The following is a 20,736-nucleotide window of genomic DNA, read 5'->3' on the forward strand; positions in this document are numbered from 1 at the left end:
CCACCCCCCAGGTCATCCCATCGACAGGGGGCAACAGTCATGCCGGGCCCGGAGGCCAGCGGCCCTCTTGCAGGACCGCGAAAAAGATAACGGGGGCTGTGCGCGGGTGGTCCCGGCCGGGGGGGTGGGGGCGGTGTGGGGTGGGTTTCGGCCGGGAGGCGGGGGCTGTGCGGGCGCCGGTCCCGCGCGGGAAGCGAGGGCGATACGGGGGCGGAGAGCACCGGGACGGCGGGGCCGGAGCGGGGTGGGTGACGCGGCTGGTCACCCGGGTGTGTGGGCTATGTTGAACCCTCGTGGGAGACGAAGGAGGCGCACCGGTGCCATCGCCGCAGCAGGCACGCGCACAGGCATCCGCGATCACCTCGGGGAAGGCGGGCCCGGACACGGAATTGTCCCCGACGGCCCAGCTCCGCACCCTCTTCGACCGTCCCCGGCTCTCCCCCGGCCAGCGGCGCATCGCGCAGTACCTCATCGAGCACATCACCGAGGCGGCGTTCCTGTCGATCACCGACCTCGCGGACCGGATCGGGGTGAGCCAGCCGTCGGTGACCCGCTTCGCCTCCGCGGTCGGCTTCAGCGGCTACCCCGCGCTGCGGGAGAGGCTCCAGGCGATCACCCTCGGCACCCGCTCCGGCGGGCACGCCGAGGAGAACCGGGCCAACGAGCTGCAGGCCGCGGTCGACGCGGAGATCGAGAACCTGGAGAACCTGCGGCGGGACCTCGCCGACACCGACCGGGTCATCGAGGTCGGACGCAAGCTGTCCGCGTCCGCGCCCCTCACCGTGCTGGGGCTGCGCATCTCCGTCTCCCTGGCCGAGTACTTCGCCTACGCCGCGCGCCGTATCCACCCGGACGTGCGGCTGGTGACGCTGGGCGGCAGCGTGGCCTACGACGCGCTGCTGCAGTCGCGGGAAGCGGGCGGCACCTGGGTGCTGGCCTTCTCCATGCCGCGGCACGCGCAGGAGACCCTCACCGCGATCCGGGTGGCGCGCAGCGCAGGGCTGAAGGTCGCGCTGATCACCGATCTGGCGCTCGGGCCGCTCGTGGACGAGGCGGACGTCACGTTCGGCACCGGCACCGGCTCCCGCCTGGTGTTCGACTCCTACGCCGCTCCCGGCGTGATGTGCGCGGCGCTGCTGCAGGCCATGACGGACGCCGATCCGGAGCGGACGCAGGCCCGGCTGGAGGACTACGAACAGGTGGCCGACGAGCATCAGTTCTTCCTCCGGGACTGAGCCAGGACCGAGCCGGTACCCGCCGGTCGTCGCCGTCACCGCCCGCTTCGAAGCAGGCGTGAATGTTTTCATACGTCTTGAAAACCGGTTGGCATATATAAATACTGCTCACGGATCACGGCCCGGCCGCTCCGGACCGCGTTCCGCCCACCGCACCCGCCCGCCCCTGGAGGCCGACGGTCCGCCATGCGCTGCACGCACCACCGCCGCGGCCCGGAACCGGTTTCCACCGGGCACCCGCGCGAACACCCGAAGCCGCCGGCTCCTACCCGCACCGGCGGCCCGGGTGTTCGGCCGGGCCTCCCCTGCCCGGCCACCCGTGGCGGTCCCGGTCATCCCCTAGACCGGGGCCGCCCCACCCCGTCGTCCGCGCCGGCGACGCCGTAGACCCGGAAGCGATGATCATGCCCCTGACGTCCACGCGCCTCAGCCCCGACTGGCCCTGCCAGGTCAAGCCCCCCGGGAGCTACGACTGGGAACGCTCGGCGGCCAAGTGGCTGCGCGGGCTGGTACCAGCGCGGTACGCGAGCTACCCGGCGTTCATCCGGCACCCCGTCCTGCTGGCCCGGCACGCCCAGATCCAGGTCGAGCACGAGATCCGGGTGGCGCGCACCGCCCTGCGGACCGCACGGGCCGACCTGCCCCGGCTGGGACTGCACGAGGGCGTGATCGAGCACACCATCAAGCTGTACGCCGCCGAGCTGATGCAGCTCCAGCACATCGCCCGCAGCGTGCGGGCGGTCACGCAGGCACTGGACGAAAGCGGCCGCTGACCGGGCGGCGAGCCCGCGCCGGCGGGGCCCCGTGGGCCGGGCCCCGCTCCTATCGGTGAAGGCGCAGTGCCTGCCCGGAGCCGATGCCCTTGTCGGCCCACTGACTGTGATGTCAGTCAAGGGCACCGTGTCCGGCGAAGGCGGTTTCCAGCACGTCGCGCAGGGCGAGACGTTGACCCTCCCGGTAGACGTGCGCGTAGGCCGTCTCCCCGAGCGTCCGACGTACCTGTTCCACGGCTCGCCGGCGGTGAGCGGCCATGTGCGCGAATCCGAAATGCCGGGGAACGCCGGAGGGTTTCCACACGCGGTCCACAGCTCCGAGCACAAGCGCTGCCGAGCGGGCGTCGCCCTGCGAGGCAAGCAGCCAGGCAAGGGTGTCGCTCAGTACCGCCTCTCCCATGCGCTCCTCGATGTCCTGCACGAGTCGGAGGGCACACCGCAGAAGGCCGAGGGCCTCCGGAATCTCCCCGGCTTCGCCGTGGATGATGGCGAGGATCCACAGCAGGTAGCACCGATGCCATGTGTCACCGCGCGTCGCGGAGATGGCGAGGGCTTCCTTCAGCAGGGCGAGGGCACGCACGCGATCTCCTCGCATCACCGCGGCGAGACCGAGTTGAGCAAGGCACTGTGGCTGCGTCAGCAGCATCGCCGACCACCGCCCGGAGGTCAGTGAGGACAGCGCGTACACGGAAGCCTGCGGGATGTCCTGTTCCATGAGGGCCGCCAGCCCCCGCAGTTGGAGGAAGGCGGCGGCAAGCTCGGCCCGCTCCCCTTCGTCCGCCGTCACGTCTGACGGGCCGGGTGAAGCGGACAGGTCTGCCAGCCGCTGGTCAGCCTTGCCGATCACCCGGTCGGCGTTGTCGCGGTCGCCGTGCATCAGCAGCAGAAAGCCGGCGACCCAGGCGGCGCGGCACCAGGAGAAGACCGCTCCCGGCGACTCGGACGGGAGTGGGTGACGGTCGATGATCATCTGCATCCAGTGAGCGCCTTCGCCCACCTTGCCCGACGTCAGACAGTGCAGCCAGAGTCCCTGAGCCGCGCGCAGGACGGCTTCGGCGGGCTCCCCGGCCGGCGGGACCTCGGTGAAGATCTGTCGCAGGTTGGGGTGCTCGGGACGCAACCGCCGCAACCAGTTGGCCTGCTCGGCGGAGCCGTAGGCGGCTCCCGCCCGCGCCGCGAGATCGAGGAAGCAGGCACGGTGGCGGCGTACGGCTTGCTGCCCGTGGTCGCTCTCCCTGAGACGCTCCAGCCCGTAGGCGCGGACCGTCTCAAGCATGTGGAGCCGGGTGTGACCGCCCGCGTCCACCCTGTTGACGAGGGACTTGTCCACAAGTCCGGACAGGGTTGCGAAGGCGTCGACAGCACGGTCGCCGACCGGAGCCCGCGTTCCTCGGGTGAAGGCAGCCCCGCAGAGCTGCTCGGCATCAGTCAGCAGCACTCCCCCGGCACACAGCGACAGCTGTTGCCAGGCGGCCCGTTCGTCAGCGGTGCACAGGTCCCAGCTCCAGTCGAACAGCGCACGCAGTGCGCGGTGTCGCGGAGGCGCGGTGCGCTCGCCGCCTCCCGGACCGAGCAGGCAGAACCGGTGCTCGATCCGCTGCGCGAGTTCCTCCAGCGTCAGCGTGCGCAGCCGACGTGCGGCGATCTCAAGAGCCAGGGGCAGGCCGTCCAGCAGGCGGCATACCTGAATGACCGCCGCCTGGTTGGTGCTGGTCACCCGGAATCCGGGACAAGCGGCCTCGGCTCGGTCCGTGAAGAGGGCGACGGCCGAGGATCTCGGACAGATGAGCCCGGTGGCTTCCTTCCGCCTCAGGCTCCCGTCGCGCACAGGGGGAACGTCCAGGGGCATCACCCGCAGCACATGCTCTTCGCCGATGTCGAGGGGCTGACGGCTGGTGGCGATGACGCGGAGTCCCGGCAACAGGGCCAGCAGCGTGCGGACGGTCCTGGCACACCCGTCCAGCAGATGCTCGCAGTTGTCGAGGAACAGGAGCACCCTGCGTCCCTGCAACGCGGTGGCAAGCTCGTGCAACGGATCCTGTTCGGCCGAGACGTGCAGACCGAATGCCGCGGTGATTGCCGCGGCCACGGAATGGCCGTGGCGGAGATCGGCCAACTCCACGCAGTGGACGCCGTCCTCGAAGCGATGTGCCACGTCCCTGGTCAGGCGCTGGGCCAGCCGGGTCTTGCCCACACCTCCGACTCCGACGAGCGTGACAAGTCGGCCGCGGTCGAGCAGCGCGCTGCCCGCGACGAGCTCGGACGTCCGGCCGACGAAGCTCGTCGCCTGCTCCATGCCATGCCCGACAGGAGCCCGCGGGGCCGGCACATGCGCGGCACCGCCAACCCGCACGTCCCGCCGGCCCTGGTTACCGCGCTGTCGCGGCGGGGCGCCCGTCCCGCCCGCCTGGACGAAGCCGCTCTCGCCGATACGACGGCGCCACCCGCGTCCGGCCGTCTCCTGGAGCCTGGTCGCCAGATCGGAGATCTCCCGGCCGATGGCAGGCAGCCGCTCGGCGTTGCCGGGTGCCTGCGCCTTCAGCGCTCGAGCGACGGCCGCGCTGTCCTCGACACCGGGGAGCCGGTTGTGTTTGGTGCCGGGAAGCAACTGCCCACGACCGCGGAGCCAGTACGACAGCAGGGGCCCGTCGATGGCGGCGCGCGCCGCCCACTCCGGGGTGTGCCGCTCCCGCTCCAACAACCTGACCAACGTCTTGCGCGCCGGTCGGCCCCTCGACACCGCATTGTCCACGCACACGGCCCATGCGTCGAGCGCCCGTACAAGGCCGTACGCGAGGCTCTCGAAGCAGTCCTCTTCCCCCGTCGTCAACTGCCGCTACCGCCTGTCCTTTGTTGCAGTGCAACCGAGAGGCAGCAGGTTACGGAGATGCACATTGCACCGCAAATGCGGAGATTACTTGCACTGGTGTTCTCCTCGCCCGGCTACGGAACAGTCGTGCCCAACGGCACGGAACGTCCGGCCGACGCCCTGCGGCAAGGGCGGACAACACGGGAGAAAGCACATCACCATGAACATGATGAACAGGCTGGTGGTGGGGATCGCCACCGCGGCCGTACTCACGACCGGAGCGGTCACCGCCACCGCCCAGCCGACCGCCGGTACACCGTCGGCTCCTCACGCCACGGCCGCGTCCGCTGTGGCGCTGGTGTTCGTGAAGAACAAGAAGGACCCGTCCAACTCGACGCTTCAGGTCTGGAACGGCAGGACCCACGTCACCAGCTACCGCGCCGGGTCAGGTCTGGGAACCGCGGCCGACAACGGGACGAAGGCGGGCAAGCGGTACCGGGACGAATGCGCCTCGAACGCAGGGTGGCTCCCCAACGGCACGTACCGACCGTCGTCGTTCGAGACCAGCCGGAACGGGACGATCAAGGGGTACGCCATCGGTCTGCCCGCCAAGAAGTGCCACCCCCGTAAGACCGAGCGCAACGCGCTGTTCATCCACAGCGAGATGACCAAGCACAGGAAGCAGGGGCCACGCAAGGGAGCCGACAGCCCGCAGCGCTGGGACGGGGTGTCGGACTACAAGTCCTACGGCTGCATCAAGCTCCACCCCCACCACATCGCCCAGCTGTTCAGCTACATGAACAAGCACGGGCGCGCCACCCTGCTGACGGTGCGCTGATCCGCGCGTAGCGCACGACGCAGTTCGCCGGACGTTCCGTCCCCGGAGGCTTCGGCATCCGGGGACGGAACGTCCGCACTCCCGCATCGGCGGGGCCCCAGGGCGGGCGGCGTGACGCACGGCCCCGGGTGGGGGCGTCCGGGGTCCGTGGGGTCGGGGGCTCACTCCCGGGCCCCCGTGCCCGGGCGTGAGCGCCGTGATCCGGGCCGGGCGGGAATCCGTAGGAACAAGCCGGTCAACGAACCCGCGCGGGTATGCCATGCTCGGGATGTGAAGAGCGATCGCCTTGCCCCGGTCGAGCCCGGAACAGTCCCGGACCTGGTCGAACTGGCCAGGGTCGTCGCCCAGCAGCGCGCGGAGATGGACCGGCTGCGCGAGCAGGCCGCGACGACCGTCGTCGTGGAGCGCGCCAAGGGCGTCGTGATGGCTCGGACGGGCTGTACCGCCGACGCCGCGGAGGAGACCCTGCACGGGCGTGCCAAGGCCGCCCGCCGCACCCTGCTGGAGGAGTGCTGGATCACCCTCGGCGAACAGACGCCCGCCCGGCCGGGCACCGACGCGGCCACCGGCGGCCCCGACTCCGGCGACAAGGACGCGGCGGCCGCGGCTCTCGTGGACGCCCCGGCGCCCTTCTCGGCCCCCGACGACGTCGCCGACGCCCTGGCCCGCCTCGGCCGCGCCCTGGTCCACGTGGACACGCACCAGACCCTCGCCCGGTGCCTGCTGGACCACCTCGCCCCTGAGCTGGACGCAGACTCGGTGATGATCTACGCCCGGCGGCCCGAAGGCGGCCTGGAACTGGTCGGGCACGCCGGCGTCGACGAAGGGCTGGCCGCCCGATGGCGTCAGGTCCCGCCGTTCAGCGGGGTCGCCGTGCTGGACGCCCTGCGCTCCGATGAACCTCGCTGGCTGGAGAACTTCGCCGAGGACAGCACGCGGTACCTGCTGATCGGCGAGCCGCCCGAGCGCTGGCAGTCCCGGGTCTGGCTGCCGCTGGCGGGCGGCGACGGCTCCCACCTGTCCATCGGGGTGCTGCGCGCACGCCCCGGCGCCTTCTCCCCGCGCGACCGCGCGCACCTGCACGCGATGATCCGGCTCTGCGCCGGCCGCCTGCGCACCTTCACCGCTCCCACGGAGGCCGCCGACGACACACACACGGACGCGGTCCAGGCACTGTTCGCGGCCCTGCCCGTCCCGGCGATGCTGCTCACCCCGCTGGGCGGGGCGTCCGGCGACGTCGAGGACTTCCGCGTCGACGCCGCGACGGCCCAGGCCGCCGACCTCCTCGGCAGCCCCTCGGGCGAACCGACCGGACGTCGGCTGCGGGAGGTGCGGCCCGACCTGACCGACCTGCCGATGTGGCAGGGCTGCCTGGACACCCTGGCCGGCGCCGGGCCGTACGAGAGCGAGCCGTTCGCGCACCAGGAGGCCGTGGACGGCGCCCTGGAGCTGGCCACCTACTCGGTACGGGTGACGCGTCTGGAGGACGCGCTGGTCGTCACCTGGCTCCGGCACGCCTCCTCGGACCGGCAGGAGCAGCGGCTGGCCGAGCTGCAGCGGCTGGGCAACCTCGGCTGGGCCAACTGGAACCTCTCCAAGGACGAGGCCTCCTGGTCGGCGCAGGTCTTCGCGATCCTCGACCGGGACCCGGCGGACGGGCCGGTACGGCTCGTCGACGTTCCCGCGCTCGCGCTGTCCGACGACCGGCCCCCGCTGGAGGCGGCCGTCAAGGCGCTGCTGCGCGAGGGACAGCCGTTCGACGCCTCGTTCCGGGTCCGCGGCGGGCGCGGCGTACGGCATCTGCGGTTCGTCGCCGAGGTGGTGGCCGACTCCCACGGCACGCCCGTCGAGGTGCACGGGGTGGTGCAGGACCTGACCGCGCGACGGCGGGCCGAGCTCGCCCTCGTGGAGAGCGAGCGGGCGATCCTCACCCAGCACGACGTGCTGCAGTCCGAGCGGGTCCTGGTGGCGCGGCTGCAGAACGCCCTGCTGCCGCTGCCCGACAAGGTGGTCAACCTGGCGGGGCTGCGCGTCGAGGTCGCCTACCTGCCCGCGCAGGCCGGCATCCATGTCGGCGGCGACTGGTTCAGCGCCGTCGAACTGCCCGACGGGGACGCTTTGTTCGTCGTCGGGGACGTCGCGGGCCACGGCGTGGACGCCGTCGCCACGATGGCGCAGCTGCGGTTCACGGCGAAGGGCATGGTCAGCACCGGTTCGTCGCTGACCGGAGCGCTGGCCCGGCTCAACACGCTGCTGCTGCACTCCCGGGACGCCCACGGCACCGCGACGATGGCCCTCGCCCGCTACCACGCGGCGGACCGGCGCCTGGTCTGGGCCCAGGCGGGCCACACGCCGCCACTGCTGCTGCGCGGGGGCGAGGCGACGTACCTGCCGCGGCCCCCGGGCATGCTGCTCGGCGCCACCGACGCCCCGTACTTCGAGGAGACCGAGTACCTCCTCGAACCGGGCGACCGGCTGCTGCTGTACACGGACGGTCTGGTCGAGCGTCCGCCGGAGAACATCGACGTGGGCCTGGCCCGCCTCGCGGACGCCGCGCTCACCCACCCCGCCGACGCCGAGGGCGCCGGCGCCGGCGCCCTCGGGACGCTGCTGGACGCGATGCTGGAGGGGGAGCGCCGGGACGACGTGTGCGTCCTGGACATCCGCGTGCCGCGGGACTTCTAGCCCCCTGCGGGGGACAGCCTCAGGGGTCAGGGGCCGCCCGTGTGGGTCTCCAGGACCCGGCGGGTGTCGTCGCCGTAGACGCCGGTCTCGTCGCCGCGGACGCCGTACCAGAGCTGGAAGCGGGCGACCGCCTCGGTGAGGGTGGTGTCGTAGCGGCCGTCCGTGGTGGCGTCGCGGTAGACGTCCGGGACGCGCAGCAGCCGTTCCTGGAGGGCGGCCACCTCGGGTCCCGTGTCGCCCTCGCGGAGGAAGCCCGCCTCGGCCGGGGCCGACGGGCCGGCCGGCGTGGGGACGCCGGTCGTGGGGGCGGTCGTCGCCGGGGCGGCCGGTGCCGCGTTGTCGTCGGGCGGGGGCTGGGTGAACAGGAGCGCGCCCCCGAAGCCGGCCAGCGCGGCGACGCCCACCACGAGGGCCGGAGCGGCGCGGCGCAACCGGGACGGGCGGGCCGGGGCCGGTGGCGGGCCGGCGGGCACCGGCGGGAGTTCGCGGGTGACCTCCTCGGACCCCTCCGGCGGCGGAGGGGGCGCCACCTCCTCGTCGTCGCCCCGCTCGATGTCCCGGAACAGCTCCGCGAGGGCGTCGGTGCGGCGCGGGCGCAGCACGCGGACGGGTTCGAGGGGTGGTCCGTCAGGGGACCCGGGCCCCTGCGCTGTCGTCACGTCGCTCTCCTTCCGTACCGGACGGGGGAGTCGATCCGTCTACGGCAGGAGGTACGTGCGCGGGGCCCCGCCGGTTCAGCTCCGGGGGCCGGCGGCTCCGCGCAGGAAGTCGCGCAGGGAGGCCGACATCGCGGTGACGAACGCGTCGCGCCGCGCGTCGTCGAGGGCGTCGAGGGAGAGGTACGGGTTGAGGTCCTCCAGCTCGACCAGCAGCAGTTCCCCGCCCGGCGCGCGACAGGCGTCGACCCGCTGGATGCCGTGGGCGAGGGTGTTCCACTCGACGAAGCGGCGGGCGAAGTCCAGGTCGCCCGCGGTCGGCCGGTACGGCTCGAGCTGCCAGCGCCGCGCGGGGTCGGGGGCGTGGAGGGCGTACTGGAAGGTGTGGTCGACGAAGTAGAAGGAGACCTCGTACACGAAGTCGATGTACGGCTGCACCAGGACGTCGCCGCCGGCCGGGGCGGTCACCTCGCCGGGCGGGACGACGCGCAGTCCGTGGGAGTCGGCACCGAGCCGGGGCTTGACGACGTACCGCTCGGCGCGGGGCAGCCGGTGCAGGTCCTCCGGCCGTCCGACGGTGGGGATCACCGGGAAGCCGGCCTCGGTGAGGTCCAGCAGGTACTGCTTGCCCGCCATGTCCCCGCGTCCGGTGAGCGGGTTGTAGACCGGGGTGCCCGTCGCGACGGCGTGCGCGCGGAACGCCTTGTAGGCGTCCAGGTATCCCAGCACCGGCCCGCTGTTGCGCACCACGACGCCGTCGAACCCGCCCATCAGGGCGACGGCGTCCCGGGGATGACACAGGGCGAGGTCCACGTCCGCGCGCAACCGGGAGGTGAGGAAGATGTCCTCGTCGCAGTAACGGCGCCCACGGGCCGGGTAGGCCAGGTCGCTGACGTACAGGATCCGCGGGCGGACGGACGGCATGGGGGGCTCCTCGGGGCGACGGTGACCCGCGCATGAGAGTGGCACGGACGTGCGACTCATCATGACGGGCGTCGGCCGTCCCCCGATCACCGGAGGGCCGCTTCGGCGGGCGGTGTCAGTGCACGGTGGGGCGGTAGACGCATTCCTGGATGCGGTCGTCCAGGGTGCGGCACTCGATCAGTTCCAGGTCGAAGTCGACCGCGCCCTCGAAGATACGGTCCAGGCCGGTGCGGCCGGTGATCACCGGGAAGATCGTCACCTGGAGGCGGTCGACCAGGCCGGCCGCCATCAGGGCGCGGTTCATCGACAGGCTTCCGTGCGAGCGCAGCGGCACGTCGGACTCCTCCTTGAGGCGGGCCACGACGTCGACGGCGTCGCCCTTGACCACCGTGGCGTCCGGCCAGTCGAGCGGCTCCTGGAGGGTGTTCGACACCACCGTCGCCGGCAGGGCGCGCAGCCGCGTGACCCAGGGGTCGCGTACGTCCGACTCCTCGGTGCTCGTGGCCAGCATCTGGGCGAAGGCCCGGTAGGTGTGGGCGCCCATGACCATCCGCTGCTCCCCCGCGTACTGGGCGAGGCGGTGGTCGAGCAGTTCCGGGCCCTGTTTGCCCCAGTAGCCGGTCCAGTCGCCCCCCGCGCCCCCGTATCCGTCGAGGCTGGAGAAGACGTCGAAGGTGTAGGTGGCGGTCATGGCGGGCTCCTCGGGGTGTGCGTCGGCGTGAAGGCGACGGCGGACGGGCGGGGTGCCGGTCACGTAGGGAGGACTCCGCCGGCGTGCCTGGCTCATCGCCTCGTCCGCCACCGTTCCTCAGGTGTTCCGCCCCCGCACCTCAGAGGGCGATCCGCGCCGCCACCGGGAGGTGGTCGCTGCGGGTCGCGGGCAGGGTCCAGGCCGATGTGGCCCGCACTCCCCCGACGAGGATCTGGTCGATCCGGACCACCGGGAAACCGGACGGCCAGGTGAAGCCGAATCCCGCCCCCGACGTGGCCTGCGCCGAGGCGAAACGGGAGGTCAGGGGGCGTAGCGTCCGGTCGTCGGCGGAGCCGTTGAAGTCGCCCAGGACCACGGCCCGGGAGGCGTCCTCCGCCCGGATGACGCCGGTCAGCCGGGTGAGCGCCGCGTCACGGGCGCGCGTGGTGAACCCGGCCGCCGGGCTCACCCGCACCGACGGCAGGTGTGCCACGTACACGGCCAGCGGGCCCTGGGGCGTCTCGGCCGTGGCGCGCAGGGCGCGGGACCACGGCATGATCGGCAGGCTGCGCGCGTCGTGCAGGGGAAAATCGCTCCAGATGCCGACCGTTCCCTGGAAGAAGTGGTAGCGGTAGGCGGGCGCCAGGGCCCGTTCGTAGACGGGTGCCGTCTCCGGGCTCAGCTCCTCCAGCGCCAGGATGTCCGCGTGGGCGGAGGCCAGTTGGCGTGCCGTGCCCTCCGGGTCGGGGTTGTCCTGGTTGACGTTGTGGCTGACGACGGTGAGGTCGCCGCCGCCGGCGGACTTGTCGGTGAGCGTGCCGCCGAAGGCCGTCAACCACAGGGCGAGCGGCAGGGCCGCGGCGGCCAGGGCCGTACGGGAGCGGCGCAGCAGGGCCACGGCCGGCAGCAGGGGGAGCGCGAGGACCGTCCAGGGGAGCAGGGTGTCGGTCAGGCTGCCCAGGTGGCCGGGGCTGTCGGGCAGCAGACCGGGGCATGCGAGAAGCGCGGCGAGAAGGACGGCGCAGGCGGTCGTCAGCGCACCTCGGCGACGCCGTCTACAGGGCGGTCGGGGCTCGGCCGTCGTCCGGGGCCGGTCCGGGGCAGGAGTGATGGTCATCGCCGTTCAGCCCTGCGTCCGTACCGGCAGCAGCCGGCCGCGGAGGCCGTCGATCAGGGCGTGGGCGGCCTCCAGGGCGGCTGTCAGTCCCTCGACGGGGGTGGTGTTCGCCCGCTGGTGCAGCACCGCGCCGAGGAGGAGGCGGGTGCGGTCGCCGGTGTGGATCTCCGACGCCCACAGGAGGTTGCCTCCCGCCGGGGTGCTGGAGCCGGTCTTGAGGCCGACGACGCCCGAGGTGCCGAGCAGCGTGTTGCTGTTGCTCACCCGGCCGACGCCGGGGACGGTGGCCTCGCGGGACGCCACGATCTCGCGCAGGACGGGGTTGCGCATCGCCCGGCGGGCGAGCTTCAGCTGGTCGTCGGCCGTGCTGGTGGTCGTCACCTCGATGCCGCTGGCGCCCGTGTAGGTCGTGTCGTGCATGCCCAGCTCGTCCGCGGCGCGCTCCATCTTCCGTACGAACGCCTCCTGGCTCCCGGCGTCCCAGCGCGCCAGCAGGCGGGCGATGTTGTTCGCCGAGGGGAGCAGCAGCAGTTCCAGCAGGTCCCGCTCGGTGTGGCGGTCGCCGGCCGTGACGACGACGGTGGACTCGTCGCCCACGCCGGCCTCGTACGCGGCCTCCCGGTCCACCTCGATCCGGGGGCCCTCCTCGCCGGGCCGCAGCGGGTGGTCGGTGAGGACGACGTAGGCGGTCATCACCTTGGTGAGGCTCGCGATCGGTACGGGCCGTTGCGTGCCGCGCGTCACCACCGGGCCGGTGCCCTCCAGGGCCACGGCGGTCTGGCCCTCCCCCGGCCACGGGATGCCGCCGTCGTCGGCGATCTCCCCGAGGCCGCCCTCCGGCATCGCGGGGGCGGTGTCCCGCCCGGCGGAACCTCCCGCCCCGCCGAGGCCGGCCGGGAACACGGCGAACAGGACGACCAGTGCCGTCAGGCCGGTCATGACGAGCAGTGTGCCCCTCGTGCGGTTGCGGGGGACGGGGAACAGGGACATGCGGGGTGCCACCTCCGGGCTGTCGTACGGCGGGTACGGCAGCAAGGCTGCGGGGGTGGTGCGTCCGGAGGACGGGCGGCGAAGCACCGGCGGCACTCGGTGACACGTCAGTTGTGTATCAGGGGCGGGCGGCAGGCATCGGGGGGACGACCGGCGGGCGGCGAGCACCCGTGGGGGGTGATCAGCAGGCGGCGGGCACCCGTGGGGGGGGGATCAGCTGGCGGCGGGCATCCCGGGGGGCACAGCAGGCGGCGAGCACCCTGGGGGTGACCAGCCGGAGGGAACATCCCTGGGGGTGACCAGCAGGCGTGGGGCATCCGGGAGGGGGACACCGCAGGCGGAGCACCCCTGGAGCGCGACCAGCAGGCGGCAGGCGTCCCCGGGGGCACAGCACGGGGCAGACGTCCCTGGGGCGACCGGCAGGCGGCCGGCGTATGAGGGCGGCCCGCAAGCGGCGGGTCATGGGCCGCGGTGGTCAGCGGCCGGGCGGCGTGGCCCCGTCCGGGAGTCGCAGTTCCGCCACCGCTCCCCCGTCCGCCGAGTGGTTGCGGAGGTCGAGCCGGGCGCCGATCACCTTCGCCTGGCCCCGCGCGATCGTCAGGCCCAGCCCGTGTCCCCGGCCCCGCTGCTCCGCGCCCGTGCGGAACCTCTGCGGGCCGTGGGCCAGGAGGTCGGCCGGAAAGCCGGGGCCGTGGTCGCGCACCGTGACCGTCAGGCCGGAGACCGCGATCTCCACGGGCCCGGCGCCGTGCCGGTGGGCGTTGACCACCAGGTTGGTGACGATGCGGTCCAGCCGGCGTGGGTCCGTCTCGGCGGCCGGCGCGCCGGTCGCGGTGACCGTCGCGGGGAGGCCGGTCCGGGCCACCGACTCCTCGACCAGTTCGGCGAGGGCCACCCGCCGGGGCTGGACGTGTTCGGCGCCCGCGTCGAGGCGGGAGATCTCCAGCAGGTCCTCGACGAGGTCGCGCAGCACCCGCACCCGGTCCCGCACCAGCTCCGTCGCCTCTCCCTCGGGGAGGAGCCCCGCCGAGGTGACCAGGCCCATCAGCGGGGTGCGCAGTTCGTGGGCGACGTCGGCGGTGAACCGCTGCTCGCTGACGATGCGCTCGCGCAGGCTGTCGGCCATGGAGTCGACCGTGGCCGCGATCTCGGTGATCTCGTCGCCGCCCCGCCGGCCCATCCCGGTGCGCGCCTCCAGGTCGCCCGCCGCGATGCGGCGTGCCGTGCGGGCCACCCGGCGCAGCCGCCTGGCCGGCAGCTCCGTGGCGAGGGCCGTCGCGGGGATGACGACGGCGAGGGTGACCAGCGAGTACTTCCACAGGTGCCGGTCCAGGGCCTGCCGGGTGAGCAGGTCCGCGGTCATGTCGGTCTTGAGGGCGTGGAGCTGCCCGTCCTTGCGTTCGGCGGCCCAGTAGGCGGGCGCGGGCGGGCCGTCCTCGTAGAAGGTGCCGCTGCCGTGCCGCTCGACCTGGCGCAGCAGGGACTCCGGGAGCTCGCCCGGTGTCGCCAGCGGCGGCGCCTGGCCGGTGCGGCGTGCGTCCTGTTCCGCCCGGTGGAGCTGGTCGGCGGCCCTGAGGGCTCCCTCGTGCATCGACCGGGCCAGCGTCGACTCGTGCACCAGCACCCCGACGGTGAGGGCCATGGTGGCGCAGGCGACGCTCACCAGCAGGATGATCTTCCAGTGCAGGGAGCGCAGGTTGAGCAGCGCCCGTACGATCGGCATGTCCGGCTCTCCGGGTCAGCGGCGCAGTTTGTAGCCGAAACCGCGGACGGTCTCGACGCGGTCGGCGCCGATCTTCTTGCGCAGCCGTTGCACGCAGAGGTCGACGACCCGGGAGTCGCCGTCCCAGCCGTAGTCCCACACGTTGCGCAGCAGGGTCTGCCGGTCCAGCACGATGCCGGGGTGCTCGGCGAACTCCAGGAGCAGCCGCAGCTCGGTGGGGGCGAGCTCGACCCGCGTGCCGTCCCGGTACACCTCCAGTGCGGCGGGGTCGATGGCCAGGTCGCCGAAGACGAGCCGGTCCGGCGTGCCGGGCGGGCCGCCCGCCCGCGCGGGCGCGAAGGTGGCGCGGCGCAGCAGGGAACGGATACGGGCCACGAGGACGGCGGTGTCGACGGGCTTGACGACGTAGTCGTCGGCGCCCGCCTCGAGGCCGGACACCACGTCGAGGGAGTCGCCGCGGGCCGACATCATCAGGATGGGGGCGGTGCTGGTCTCCCTGATCCGGCGGCACAGTCCGATGCCGTCCAGGCCGGGCAGCATCACGTCGAGCAGCAGCAGGTCGTGGTGGCCCTCGCGGAACAGTTCCAGCCCGCCGAGCCCGTCGGCGGCCGTGACCACGTGGTAGCCGTAGCGCTCCAGGGCCAGGGCGACGGACCGGCGGATCACCTCGTCGTCCTCGACGAGGAGGACGGTGACGGCGGGGGTCTCAGGCATGTGCTTCCAACGGGGCGTCGCAGGGTCGGTGGGGGCGGCGGACAGGCCGGGCCGCGGTTCGGGGTCGGGGACCGGTACTCCATGATGCCTCGCCGCGTCGGTGATCCCCGGTGCCGGCGGAGGTGGGGTACAGCTCATGTCCGCCCGGCCGAGCTGGGAGGACGCGGGGCGGACGCACAGCCGATACACAGCCGTGCGGTCGCCCGATACACGGCCGCCGCACAGCTGCCGCACACCCGAGCCGTCGCCGACACCTCGGGTTCCGGAAGGTGGCCGAAGTGCGGGGTCCGCGTGCGGGCGCCCTTCTATCGTCAGCCGGATGATCTCCAACTGGCGTACCCGCAAGAGGCGATCGCTCGGATCGGCCCTGTCGCTCACCCTCTCGCTGCTGCTGGCCGCGCTGTGCGTCCCGAGCGCCTCGGCCGCCACGTCCGGCTGTCAGGAGGACGGGAACTACGAGGCCTGCTTCATCTACGGCGGGACCGAGGACACCCTGCTCGTGTCCAAGATCAGGGGCAAGGTCGACGCGGCCGCCAGGGCGTCGGCGGCCGGGGAGGCGGGCAACTACGTCCGCGTCGCCCTGTACGGCTGGAAGGCCGACGGCGGCGGCCTGGCCCTCGCCTCGTCCCTGGTGGACGCCGCGAGGAGCGGGGTGAGCGTACGGCTGGTGATCGGCACGGCCGCCGCCTCGGTGAAGGCGGAGCTGGCCAAGGCGGACATCGGCATCACGTACTGCGCCGACGCCTGCGCGACCCCGGGCTCGGGGGCGATGCGCAACAAGTTCTTCCTGATCAAGAAGGGCGCGACCAAGCTGGTCCTGCAGTCGTCCAGCAACATCGGTTCGACGCAGGCCCGGCACGCGCAGAACATGCTCGTCGTGCGGGACGACGACGCGCTGTTCTCCGCGTACGTCAACTACTGGCGCCGTCTGAACGCCAAGGGCTGGACCTACGACGGCGTCACCTGGGGCACGGACGCCTCGCGGACGCACGACGGCGGCAACGACCTGTCCGAGGCGTACTTCTTCCCTCAGCCGGGCAGCACGCGGGTGGCCGACGTGCTGGGCAACGTCAGTGCCTGCGCGGAGGGCAACGACCGGGTGTGGCTGGAGGCCGGCCTGCTCGACTCCAGTTCCCACTCGGCGGGCGTCGCCGCCCAGTTGAACCGGCTGGAGTCGCTGGGCTGCGACGTGAAGATCGTGGTGCAGAAGGGCGCGGGGCGGGACACCCTGCTGGCCAAGGGCATCGCCTCGTCCCATGTGCGGTGCGACGGCTACAGCCACAACAAGGTGATCGTGCTCGACGCGAAGTACGCGGGCCAGTGGCGCAAGGCCGTGTTCGTCGGCTCCTACAACCTGACCGAGAACTCCGCGACCCGCGCCAACGACGCGATGCTGCGCGTCGTCAACGGGTGGGTCACCAACCGGTACATCGAACAGTTCCGTCAGCTGTGGACGAACCCCCGCGCCTGCGACTGACGAACCGGGGGCCCGGCGCACGCACGGCGCCGGGCCCCCGGCCGGGGTCATGTCAGCGTCTGCGGGGCCGTCCGGCCCCGATGCCCGCGACATGCAGGGCCAGGGCGGTGAGCCCCAGCAGCATGACGTTCACCGAGGAGAACACCTCGTTGGTTCCGATCTCTGCCGCGTTGATCAAAAAGGCGATGAAGAACAGCACCGCCGCCACTATGCCGAGCATGAACGAGCTCCTCTCGTCGGGATGTTGCCCGTATGCCCGGCCATCGCGGACCCAGACCCGTCACATGCCGGAAGGCCGCGAAAGCCGCCCGCGCCCCACACAAGAGGGTACTGAGTGCCTTTACTCGTGGCACTCAGTGCCATAATCTGTGGCTGTGCGCGGTGGCACGGCCACCGGGCAGGCGCGTGCCCGGGCGACCGGGCGCGTGGAAGTCCGGCCGAGTGCAGGGAGTTGACCAGCGTGTACCACTTCTCAGGGAACGTCGCTCAGCAGGCAGCCGGTTCCGCGACGCGCCTGCTCGAACCGCGGGGCGCGAACCAGGACGCGATGCTCTTCCAGCGTTGCACCTGGTGCGGCACGGCGATGTACCACCGGTTGCTGTGCCCGGTCTGCCAGGGCAGCGACCTACGGACGGAGGCCAGCGAGGGCGTCGGTACGGTGCGCCACTCGACGGTTCTGCACCGCAACACGCCGGCGGCGCGCAACGTGTCGCTGATCGAGATGGCCGAGGGGTTCGTGGTGCGCGGGCGGGTCATGGGCCCGCCCATCGGCATCCACAGCGGCGACCGGGTGCGGCTGTCGACGGCAAAGGACCCGGTGCGCGGCGAGCCGGTGTTCCAGCTCGTGGACGAGCCGCTGCGCGCTTGGACCTGACCCGGCCCCGGCTCAACTGCCGTGCGCGGGGCGCCGGTCAGAGGGTGACGCGGATGCCCACCGTGCCGCTCGCACCGCGGCGCAGACGGCTGCCCAGCAGCGTCAGCCGGCCCATCAGGCCGTACTTGCGGGCGATCAGCTCCCGATAGCGGGCGGTGGTGTCCGCGTCGCAGACCCCGGCGGTGGCCGGTACCTGGTCGCCGGTCGGGTTGCCGCGTGCGTCGCACGGTCCCACGAGGACGTCGCCACGGGCGCGGACGCGCTTCACCTTCCAGGAGTCGGCGGCGGTCCACACGCCGAGCGCGTCTCCGTCCCGTACCACCCACACCGGTGTGGCGACGGGCGTGCCGTTCTTCCGGAAGCTGGTGAGCAGCAGGTACTTCCCCGCCCCGAGCCGGTCCCGCAACGCGTCGTCCATGCCCCGAGTGTAGGCCCGTTCGCGACCGAACCGCGGGGAATCGTCCCCGTAGCGTGACCGGAAGCGATCGCGGGAGGGCGCGGGCGGAGGCGGGCGGCGGGAAATCAGGATGCGGTACGACGGGTGGTCTGCGACAGTCTCGCGCTGTGAACAGTGATGATGTCGTCCTGCGCCGTGCCGACCGTGCGGACGCGCTCGGCGCGGCCGATGTGTGGCTGCGTTCCTTCGCCGCCGCCCTGCCGTCGGTGCGCCGCGCGCATGACGACGCCGAGGTGAGGGCCTGGTTCTCGCACGTGGTCGTGCCCCGTCACGAGACCTGGGTGGCGGTCGTGGACAGCGATGTGGTGGGGGTCCTCGTGCTGGAGGGAGGGGAGCTGGAGCAGCTCTACCTCGACCCGTCGTGGCGCGGGCGGGGGTTGGGCGACCAGTTCATGGCCCTGGCCAAGCAGCGGCGGCCGGACGGGCTGGCGCTGTGGACGTTCCAGGTCAACGAACCGGCCCGGCGCTTCTACGAACGGCACGGCTTCCTCGCGGTCGAGCACACGGACGGGTCGCGCAACGAGGAACGCGAGCCGGACGTCCGGTACCTCTGGCAGCCCCGGCACACCGGCTGAGCCCCGGCCGCCGTACGCGGGACCCGTCACCTCCGGTACCGCTGTGCCACCGCCGTGAAGGCGGCCCGCCCGGCGCGTCCGCCGGCCGCGTGGGACCGACCGTTCCCGAGCGGGAGGCAGGGCTTCAGTCCTCCGGCCGGCGCGCGACGAACACGAACTCGCGGCCCGGGCGGTCGGGGGCGTCCCGTACGTCCTCCAGGACGTAGCCGTGGTCGGCGAGGTCCGCCTCGACCTCCTCGCGCTCACGGAACCGCAGGGTCGAGTCCGAGGTCAGGACCGCTCCGTCCGACGTGAACTCGAACGTCGTCCGGAAGGACACCAACGGGCCGTCCACGTCGGTCACTTCGTGCCAGCTCGCCACCCCGCCGGCACCCGGTATGTCGGCTCTGACGTAGGAGTGCTCGCGGGTCCAGCGTTCCCAGGCGCGCCGGGCCGGGTCGCGGGTCTCGAAGACGAGATGGCCGCCGGGCCGCAGTGCCGCCCGGGCGGCGCGCAGGGTGGCCCGCCAGGTGCCGGGGTCCGCGATCGCCTGGGCGACGTTCGCCGTCATGGTGGCCAGGTCGGCCCGGAGTGGGGGCAGGTCCGTCGCGTCGCCCTCGATCCAGCGGACCCGCGCGGCGCCCGGCTTGGCGCGGGCGACGTCGAGGGACGCGGCGGCCGGGTCGACGCCCACGACGTCGATGCCGTGGTCCGCGAGGAGCAGGGCGAACACTCCCGTGCCGCAGCCGATGTCCAGCAGCTGCCGGGCGCCCAGTTCCCGGGCGACGCGCAGATAGGGGCCGAGGTCACCGCGGTCGGGGTCGAGCGGGTCGTAGAGGGCCGCGAGGCGTGGGTCGGCGAAGCAGTCGTCAGGCACGGGCGCGGCCCGCCGCCGTCACGGCGTCGGCCATCCGCCGTACCGCCTCCGTGAGCACCTCGGGCGAGGTGGCGAGGTTCAGCCGGGCGTGGCCCGCGCCGCCCGTGCCGAAGGGCAGCCCGCCCGTGAGCGCCACCCGGCCGTGCGCGAGGAACACCGCGGCGGGATCGTCGCCCAGGCCGAGGTCGCGGCAGTCCAGCCAGGCGAGGTAGGTGCCGTCGCCCGGACGGTACCGGACGGCCGGCATGTGTTCGGCCAGGAGGGCGGTGAGCAGCCGGCGGTTGGCGTCGAGCCCGGCGAGCAGGGCGTCCAGCCAGGCGGTGCCGTCGCGCAGGGCGGCGGTGTGGGCGAGGATGCCGACATGGCTCGGTCCGTGGCCGACGATCTCGGGCATCCGCGCCAGCTCGTCGCCCGCCCCGGGTCCGGCGACGGCGAGGGCCGCCTTCAGCCCGGCCAGGTTCCACGCCTTGGACGCCGACATCAGCGACAGCCCGCGCTCACCGCCGGGCACGCTCAGGTACGGCACGAAGCGGGCGTCACCGAGCACCAGGGGCGCGTGGATCTCGTCGGCGACGACGCGCACCCCGTACCGCTCGGCGAGCGCCGCCACCGCCGTGAGCTCGTCGGCGGTGTGCACGGTGCCGGTCGGGTTGTGGGGGCTGCACAGCAGGTGGGCGGCGCGACCGCCGCCGGCCGTCACCTCGCGGAAGGTGTCCTCCAGGACGTCGAGGTCGAGCCGTGCGTCCGCGCCGAGCGGGGCCTCGACCACCCGGCGCTCCGCGTGCCGCACGAAGTCGAAGAAGGGCGGGTAGACCGGCGGGTTCACCACGACTGCGTCGCCCTGCCCGGTGACCAGCCGCAGCATCTCGACCACGCCCAGCATCACGTCGGGCACGATCGCGGTGCGCTCCACGGCGAGCTCGGGCCAGTCCCAGCGCTTGTCGGCGAAGGCGGCCAGCGCCTCGGCGTAGGCGGTGCCGGCGGGATACCCGGTGTCGCCGGTCCGCATCGCCTCCGTGACCGCGCGGACGACCGGCTCGGCCACGGGCACGTCCATCTCGGCCACCCACACGGGCAGGACGTCCTCGGGATAGGTCCGCCACTTCATGCTGGTGCGACGGCGCAGCTGATCCAGGGGAAGCGCCGTGAGGGGATTCGGTTCACCGGACGTGTCGTGCGGGATCCTGGTCATGAAACACACGATAGGGGGCGTGGTGTGGACCCACATCAGGATTTCCGGGCGCCGCCCGGAGACGGTGACGGGACGGTCCTGGAGATCGCCTGCGACGAGTCGGGGTCGGACGGCGAGCGCTCGACGACCTGTGCCGGGCGTACGCCGGTA

General features: G+C 72.9%; 19 protein-coding genes. 7 read left to right on the plus strand and 12 right to left on the minus strand.

Annotation, left to right across the window (positions count from 1 at the left end):
* Positions 1 to 317 precede the first annotated feature (317 nt).
* Both B100_RS0105205 and B100_RS0105210 read left to right on the plus strand, forming a co-directional pair.
* Positions 318 to 1,235, plus strand: a complete 918-nt coding sequence (locus B100_RS0105205) for a MurR/RpiR family transcriptional regulator (protein WP_024883382.1) — start codon at positions 318 to 320, stop codon at positions 1,233 to 1,235.
* Between the two features lie 398 nt (positions 1,236 to 1,633).
* Entirely contained in the window at positions 1,634 to 2,008 is a 375-nt protein-coding gene (locus B100_RS0105210; RefSeq protein WP_024883383.1) for a hypothetical protein, read from the plus strand.
* A 112-nt stretch (positions 2,009 to 2,120) separates the two neighbouring features.
* Here B100_RS0105210 and B100_RS0105215 read toward each other — a convergent pair whose 3' ends face one another.
* Complete coding sequence (locus tag B100_RS0105215; protein ID WP_024883384.1) at positions 2,121 to 4,838, minus strand: AAA family ATPase; 2,718 nt, start codon at positions 4,836 to 4,838, stop codon at positions 2,121 to 2,123.
* Positions 4,839 to 5,037: 199 nt separating this feature from the next.
* Here B100_RS0105215 and B100_RS36910 point away from each other — a divergent pair, with 199 nt between their 5' ends.
* Positions 5,038 to 5,655 carry a L,D-transpeptidase family protein gene (locus B100_RS36910; RefSeq protein ID WP_024883385.1) on the plus strand — a complete coding sequence of 206 codons (618 nt, stop codon included), beginning with the start codon at positions 5,038 to 5,040 and terminating at the stop codon, positions 5,653 to 5,655.
* 270 nt (positions 5,656 to 5,925) lie between these two features.
* Complete coding sequence (locus B100_RS0105225; RefSeq protein ID WP_024883386.1) at positions 5,926 to 8,340, plus strand: SpoIIE family protein phosphatase; 2,415 nt, start codon at positions 5,926 to 5,928, stop codon at positions 8,338 to 8,340.
* 26 nt (positions 8,341 to 8,366) lie between these two features.
* On the opposite strand, the gene B100_RS0105230 is transcribed toward B100_RS0105225, so the two are convergent.
* From B100_RS0105230 to cseB, 7 genes are all read right to left on the minus strand, one after another.
* A complete protein-coding gene (locus B100_RS0105230; RefSeq protein WP_024883387.1) occupies positions 8,367 to 8,999 on the minus strand; it encodes a peptidoglycan-binding protein in 633 nt (210 codons plus the stop codon).
* Positions 9,000 to 9,074: 75 nt separating this feature from the next.
* A complete protein-coding gene (locus B100_RS0105235) occupies positions 9,075 to 9,920 on the minus strand; it encodes a hypothetical protein (protein WP_024883388.1) in 846 nt (281 codons plus the stop codon).
* Positions 9,921 to 10,035: 115 nt separating this feature from the next.
* A complete protein-coding gene (locus tag B100_RS0105240) occupies positions 10,036 to 10,611 on the minus strand; it encodes a dihydrofolate reductase family protein (RefSeq protein ID WP_024883389.1) in 576 nt (191 codons plus the stop codon).
* A 139-nt stretch (positions 10,612 to 10,750) separates the two neighbouring features.
* Complete coding sequence (locus B100_RS0105245; protein WP_024883390.1) at positions 10,751 to 11,728, minus strand: endonuclease/exonuclease/phosphatase family protein; 978 nt, start codon at positions 11,726 to 11,728, stop codon at positions 10,751 to 10,753.
* A gap of 6 nt (positions 11,729 to 11,734) precedes the next feature.
* Entirely contained in the window at positions 11,735 to 12,718 is a 984-nt protein-coding gene (locus B100_RS0105250) for a D-alanyl-D-alanine carboxypeptidase (RefSeq protein ID WP_051489942.1), read from the minus strand.
* A 475-nt stretch (positions 12,719 to 13,193) separates the two neighbouring features.
* Entirely contained in the window at positions 13,194 to 14,441 is a 1,248-nt protein-coding gene (locus B100_RS0105255; protein ID WP_024883392.1) for a sensor histidine kinase, read from the minus strand.
* A gap of 15 nt (positions 14,442 to 14,456) precedes the next feature.
* The gene (cseB, locus tag B100_RS0105260) at positions 14,457 to 15,155 is read right to left on the minus strand and encodes a two-component system response regulator CseB (protein ID WP_024883393.1); all 699 of its coding nucleotides are present in this window, start codon (positions 15,153 to 15,155) and stop codon (positions 14,457 to 14,459) included.
* 319 nt (positions 15,156 to 15,474) lie between these two features.
* On the opposite strand from cseB, the gene B100_RS0105265 reads away from it, so the two are divergent.
* Positions 15,475 to 16,632 carry a phospholipase D-like domain-containing protein gene (locus tag B100_RS0105265; protein WP_024883394.1) on the plus strand — a complete coding sequence of 386 codons (1,158 nt, stop codon included), beginning with the start codon at positions 15,475 to 15,477 and terminating at the stop codon, positions 16,630 to 16,632.
* 52 nt (positions 16,633 to 16,684) lie between these two features.
* Here the strand turns inward: B100_RS0105265 and B100_RS37195 are convergent, their stop codons facing one another.
* Positions 16,685 to 16,852, minus strand: a complete 168-nt coding sequence (locus tag B100_RS37195) for a hypothetical protein (protein ID WP_167534540.1) — start codon at positions 16,850 to 16,852, stop codon at positions 16,685 to 16,687.
* A gap of 240 nt (positions 16,853 to 17,092) precedes the next feature.
* On the opposite strand from B100_RS37195, the gene B100_RS0105275 reads away from it, so the two are divergent.
* On the plus strand, positions 17,093 to 17,506 hold the full coding sequence (locus B100_RS0105275; protein ID WP_024883395.1) for a zinc ribbon domain-containing protein: 414 nt from the start codon (positions 17,093 to 17,095) through the stop codon (positions 17,504 to 17,506).
* A gap of 37 nt (positions 17,507 to 17,543) precedes the next feature.
* Here the strand turns inward: B100_RS0105275 and B100_RS0105280 are convergent, their stop codons facing one another.
* Entirely contained in the window at positions 17,544 to 17,924 is a 381-nt protein-coding gene (locus tag B100_RS0105280; RefSeq protein WP_024883396.1) for a PPOX class F420-dependent oxidoreductase, read from the minus strand.
* Between the two features lie 146 nt (positions 17,925 to 18,070).
* Here B100_RS0105280 and B100_RS0105285 point away from each other — a divergent pair, with 146 nt between their 5' ends.
* Entirely contained in the window at positions 18,071 to 18,538 is a 468-nt protein-coding gene (locus tag B100_RS0105285) for a GNAT family N-acetyltransferase (RefSeq protein WP_024883397.1), read from the plus strand.
* 124 nt (positions 18,539 to 18,662) lie between these two features.
* Here the strand turns inward: B100_RS0105285 and B100_RS0105290 are convergent, their stop codons facing one another.
* On the minus strand, positions 18,663 to 19,394 hold the full coding sequence (locus B100_RS0105290) for a class I SAM-dependent methyltransferase (protein WP_024883398.1): 732 nt from the start codon (positions 19,392 to 19,394) through the stop codon (positions 18,663 to 18,665).
* Positions 19,387 to 20,586, minus strand: a complete 1,200-nt coding sequence (locus B100_RS0105295; protein ID WP_024883399.1) for an aminotransferase class I/II-fold pyridoxal phosphate-dependent enzyme — start codon at positions 20,584 to 20,586, stop codon at positions 19,387 to 19,389. The genes B100_RS0105290 and B100_RS0105295 overlap by 8 nt, the downstream gene beginning before the upstream one ends.
* Between the last annotated feature and the right edge of the window lie 150 nt (positions 20,587 to 20,736).

The sequence above is a fragment of the Streptomyces sp. CNH189 genome (assembly GCF_000527195.1).

Bases quoted from the DNA above. Each gene is read 5' to 3' on its own strand.
- B100_RS0105210 (WP_024883383.1), top strand. From the start codon at position 1,634: ATGATCATGCCCCTGACGTCCACGCGCCTCAGCCCCGACTGGCCCTGC.
- B100_RS36910 (WP_024883385.1), top strand. From the start codon at position 5,038: ATGAACATGATGAACAGGCTGGTGGTGGGGATCGCCACCGCGGCCGTA.
- B100_RS0105235 (WP_024883388.1), bottom strand. From the start codon at position 9,920: ATGCCGTCCGTCCGCCCGCGGATCCTGTACGTCAGCGACCTGGCCTAC.
- B100_RS0105240 (WP_024883389.1), bottom strand. From the start codon at position 10,611: ATGACCGCCACCTACACCTTCGACGTCTTCTCCAGCCTCGACGGATAC.
- B100_RS0105245 (WP_024883390.1), bottom strand. From the start codon at position 11,728: ATGACCATCACTCCTGCCCCGGACCGGCCCCGGACGACGGCCGAGCCC.
- B100_RS0105250 (WP_051489942.1), bottom strand. From the start codon at position 12,718: ATGTCCCTGTTCCCCGTCCCCCGCAACCGCACGAGGGGCACACTGCTC.
- B100_RS0105255 (WP_024883392.1), bottom strand. From the start codon at position 14,441: ATGCCGATCGTACGGGCGCTGCTCAACCTGCGCTCCCTGCACTGGAAG.
- cseB (WP_024883393.1), bottom strand. From the start codon at position 15,155: ATGCCTGAGACCCCCGCCGTCACCGTCCTCCTCGTCGAGGACGACGAG.
- B100_RS0105265 (WP_024883394.1), top strand. From the start codon at position 15,475: ATGATCTCCAACTGGCGTACCCGCAAGAGGCGATCGCTCGGATCGGCC.
- B100_RS37195 (WP_167534540.1), bottom strand. From the start codon at position 16,852: ATGCTCGGCATAGTGGCGGCGGTGCTGTTCTTCATCGCCTTTTTGATC.
- B100_RS0105280 (WP_024883396.1), bottom strand. From the start codon at position 17,924: ATGGACGACGCGTTGCGGGACCGGCTCGGGGCGGGGAAGTACCTGCTG.
- B100_RS0105295 (WP_024883399.1), bottom strand. From the start codon at position 20,586: ATGACCAGGATCCCGCACGACACGTCCGGTGAACCGAATCCCCTCACG.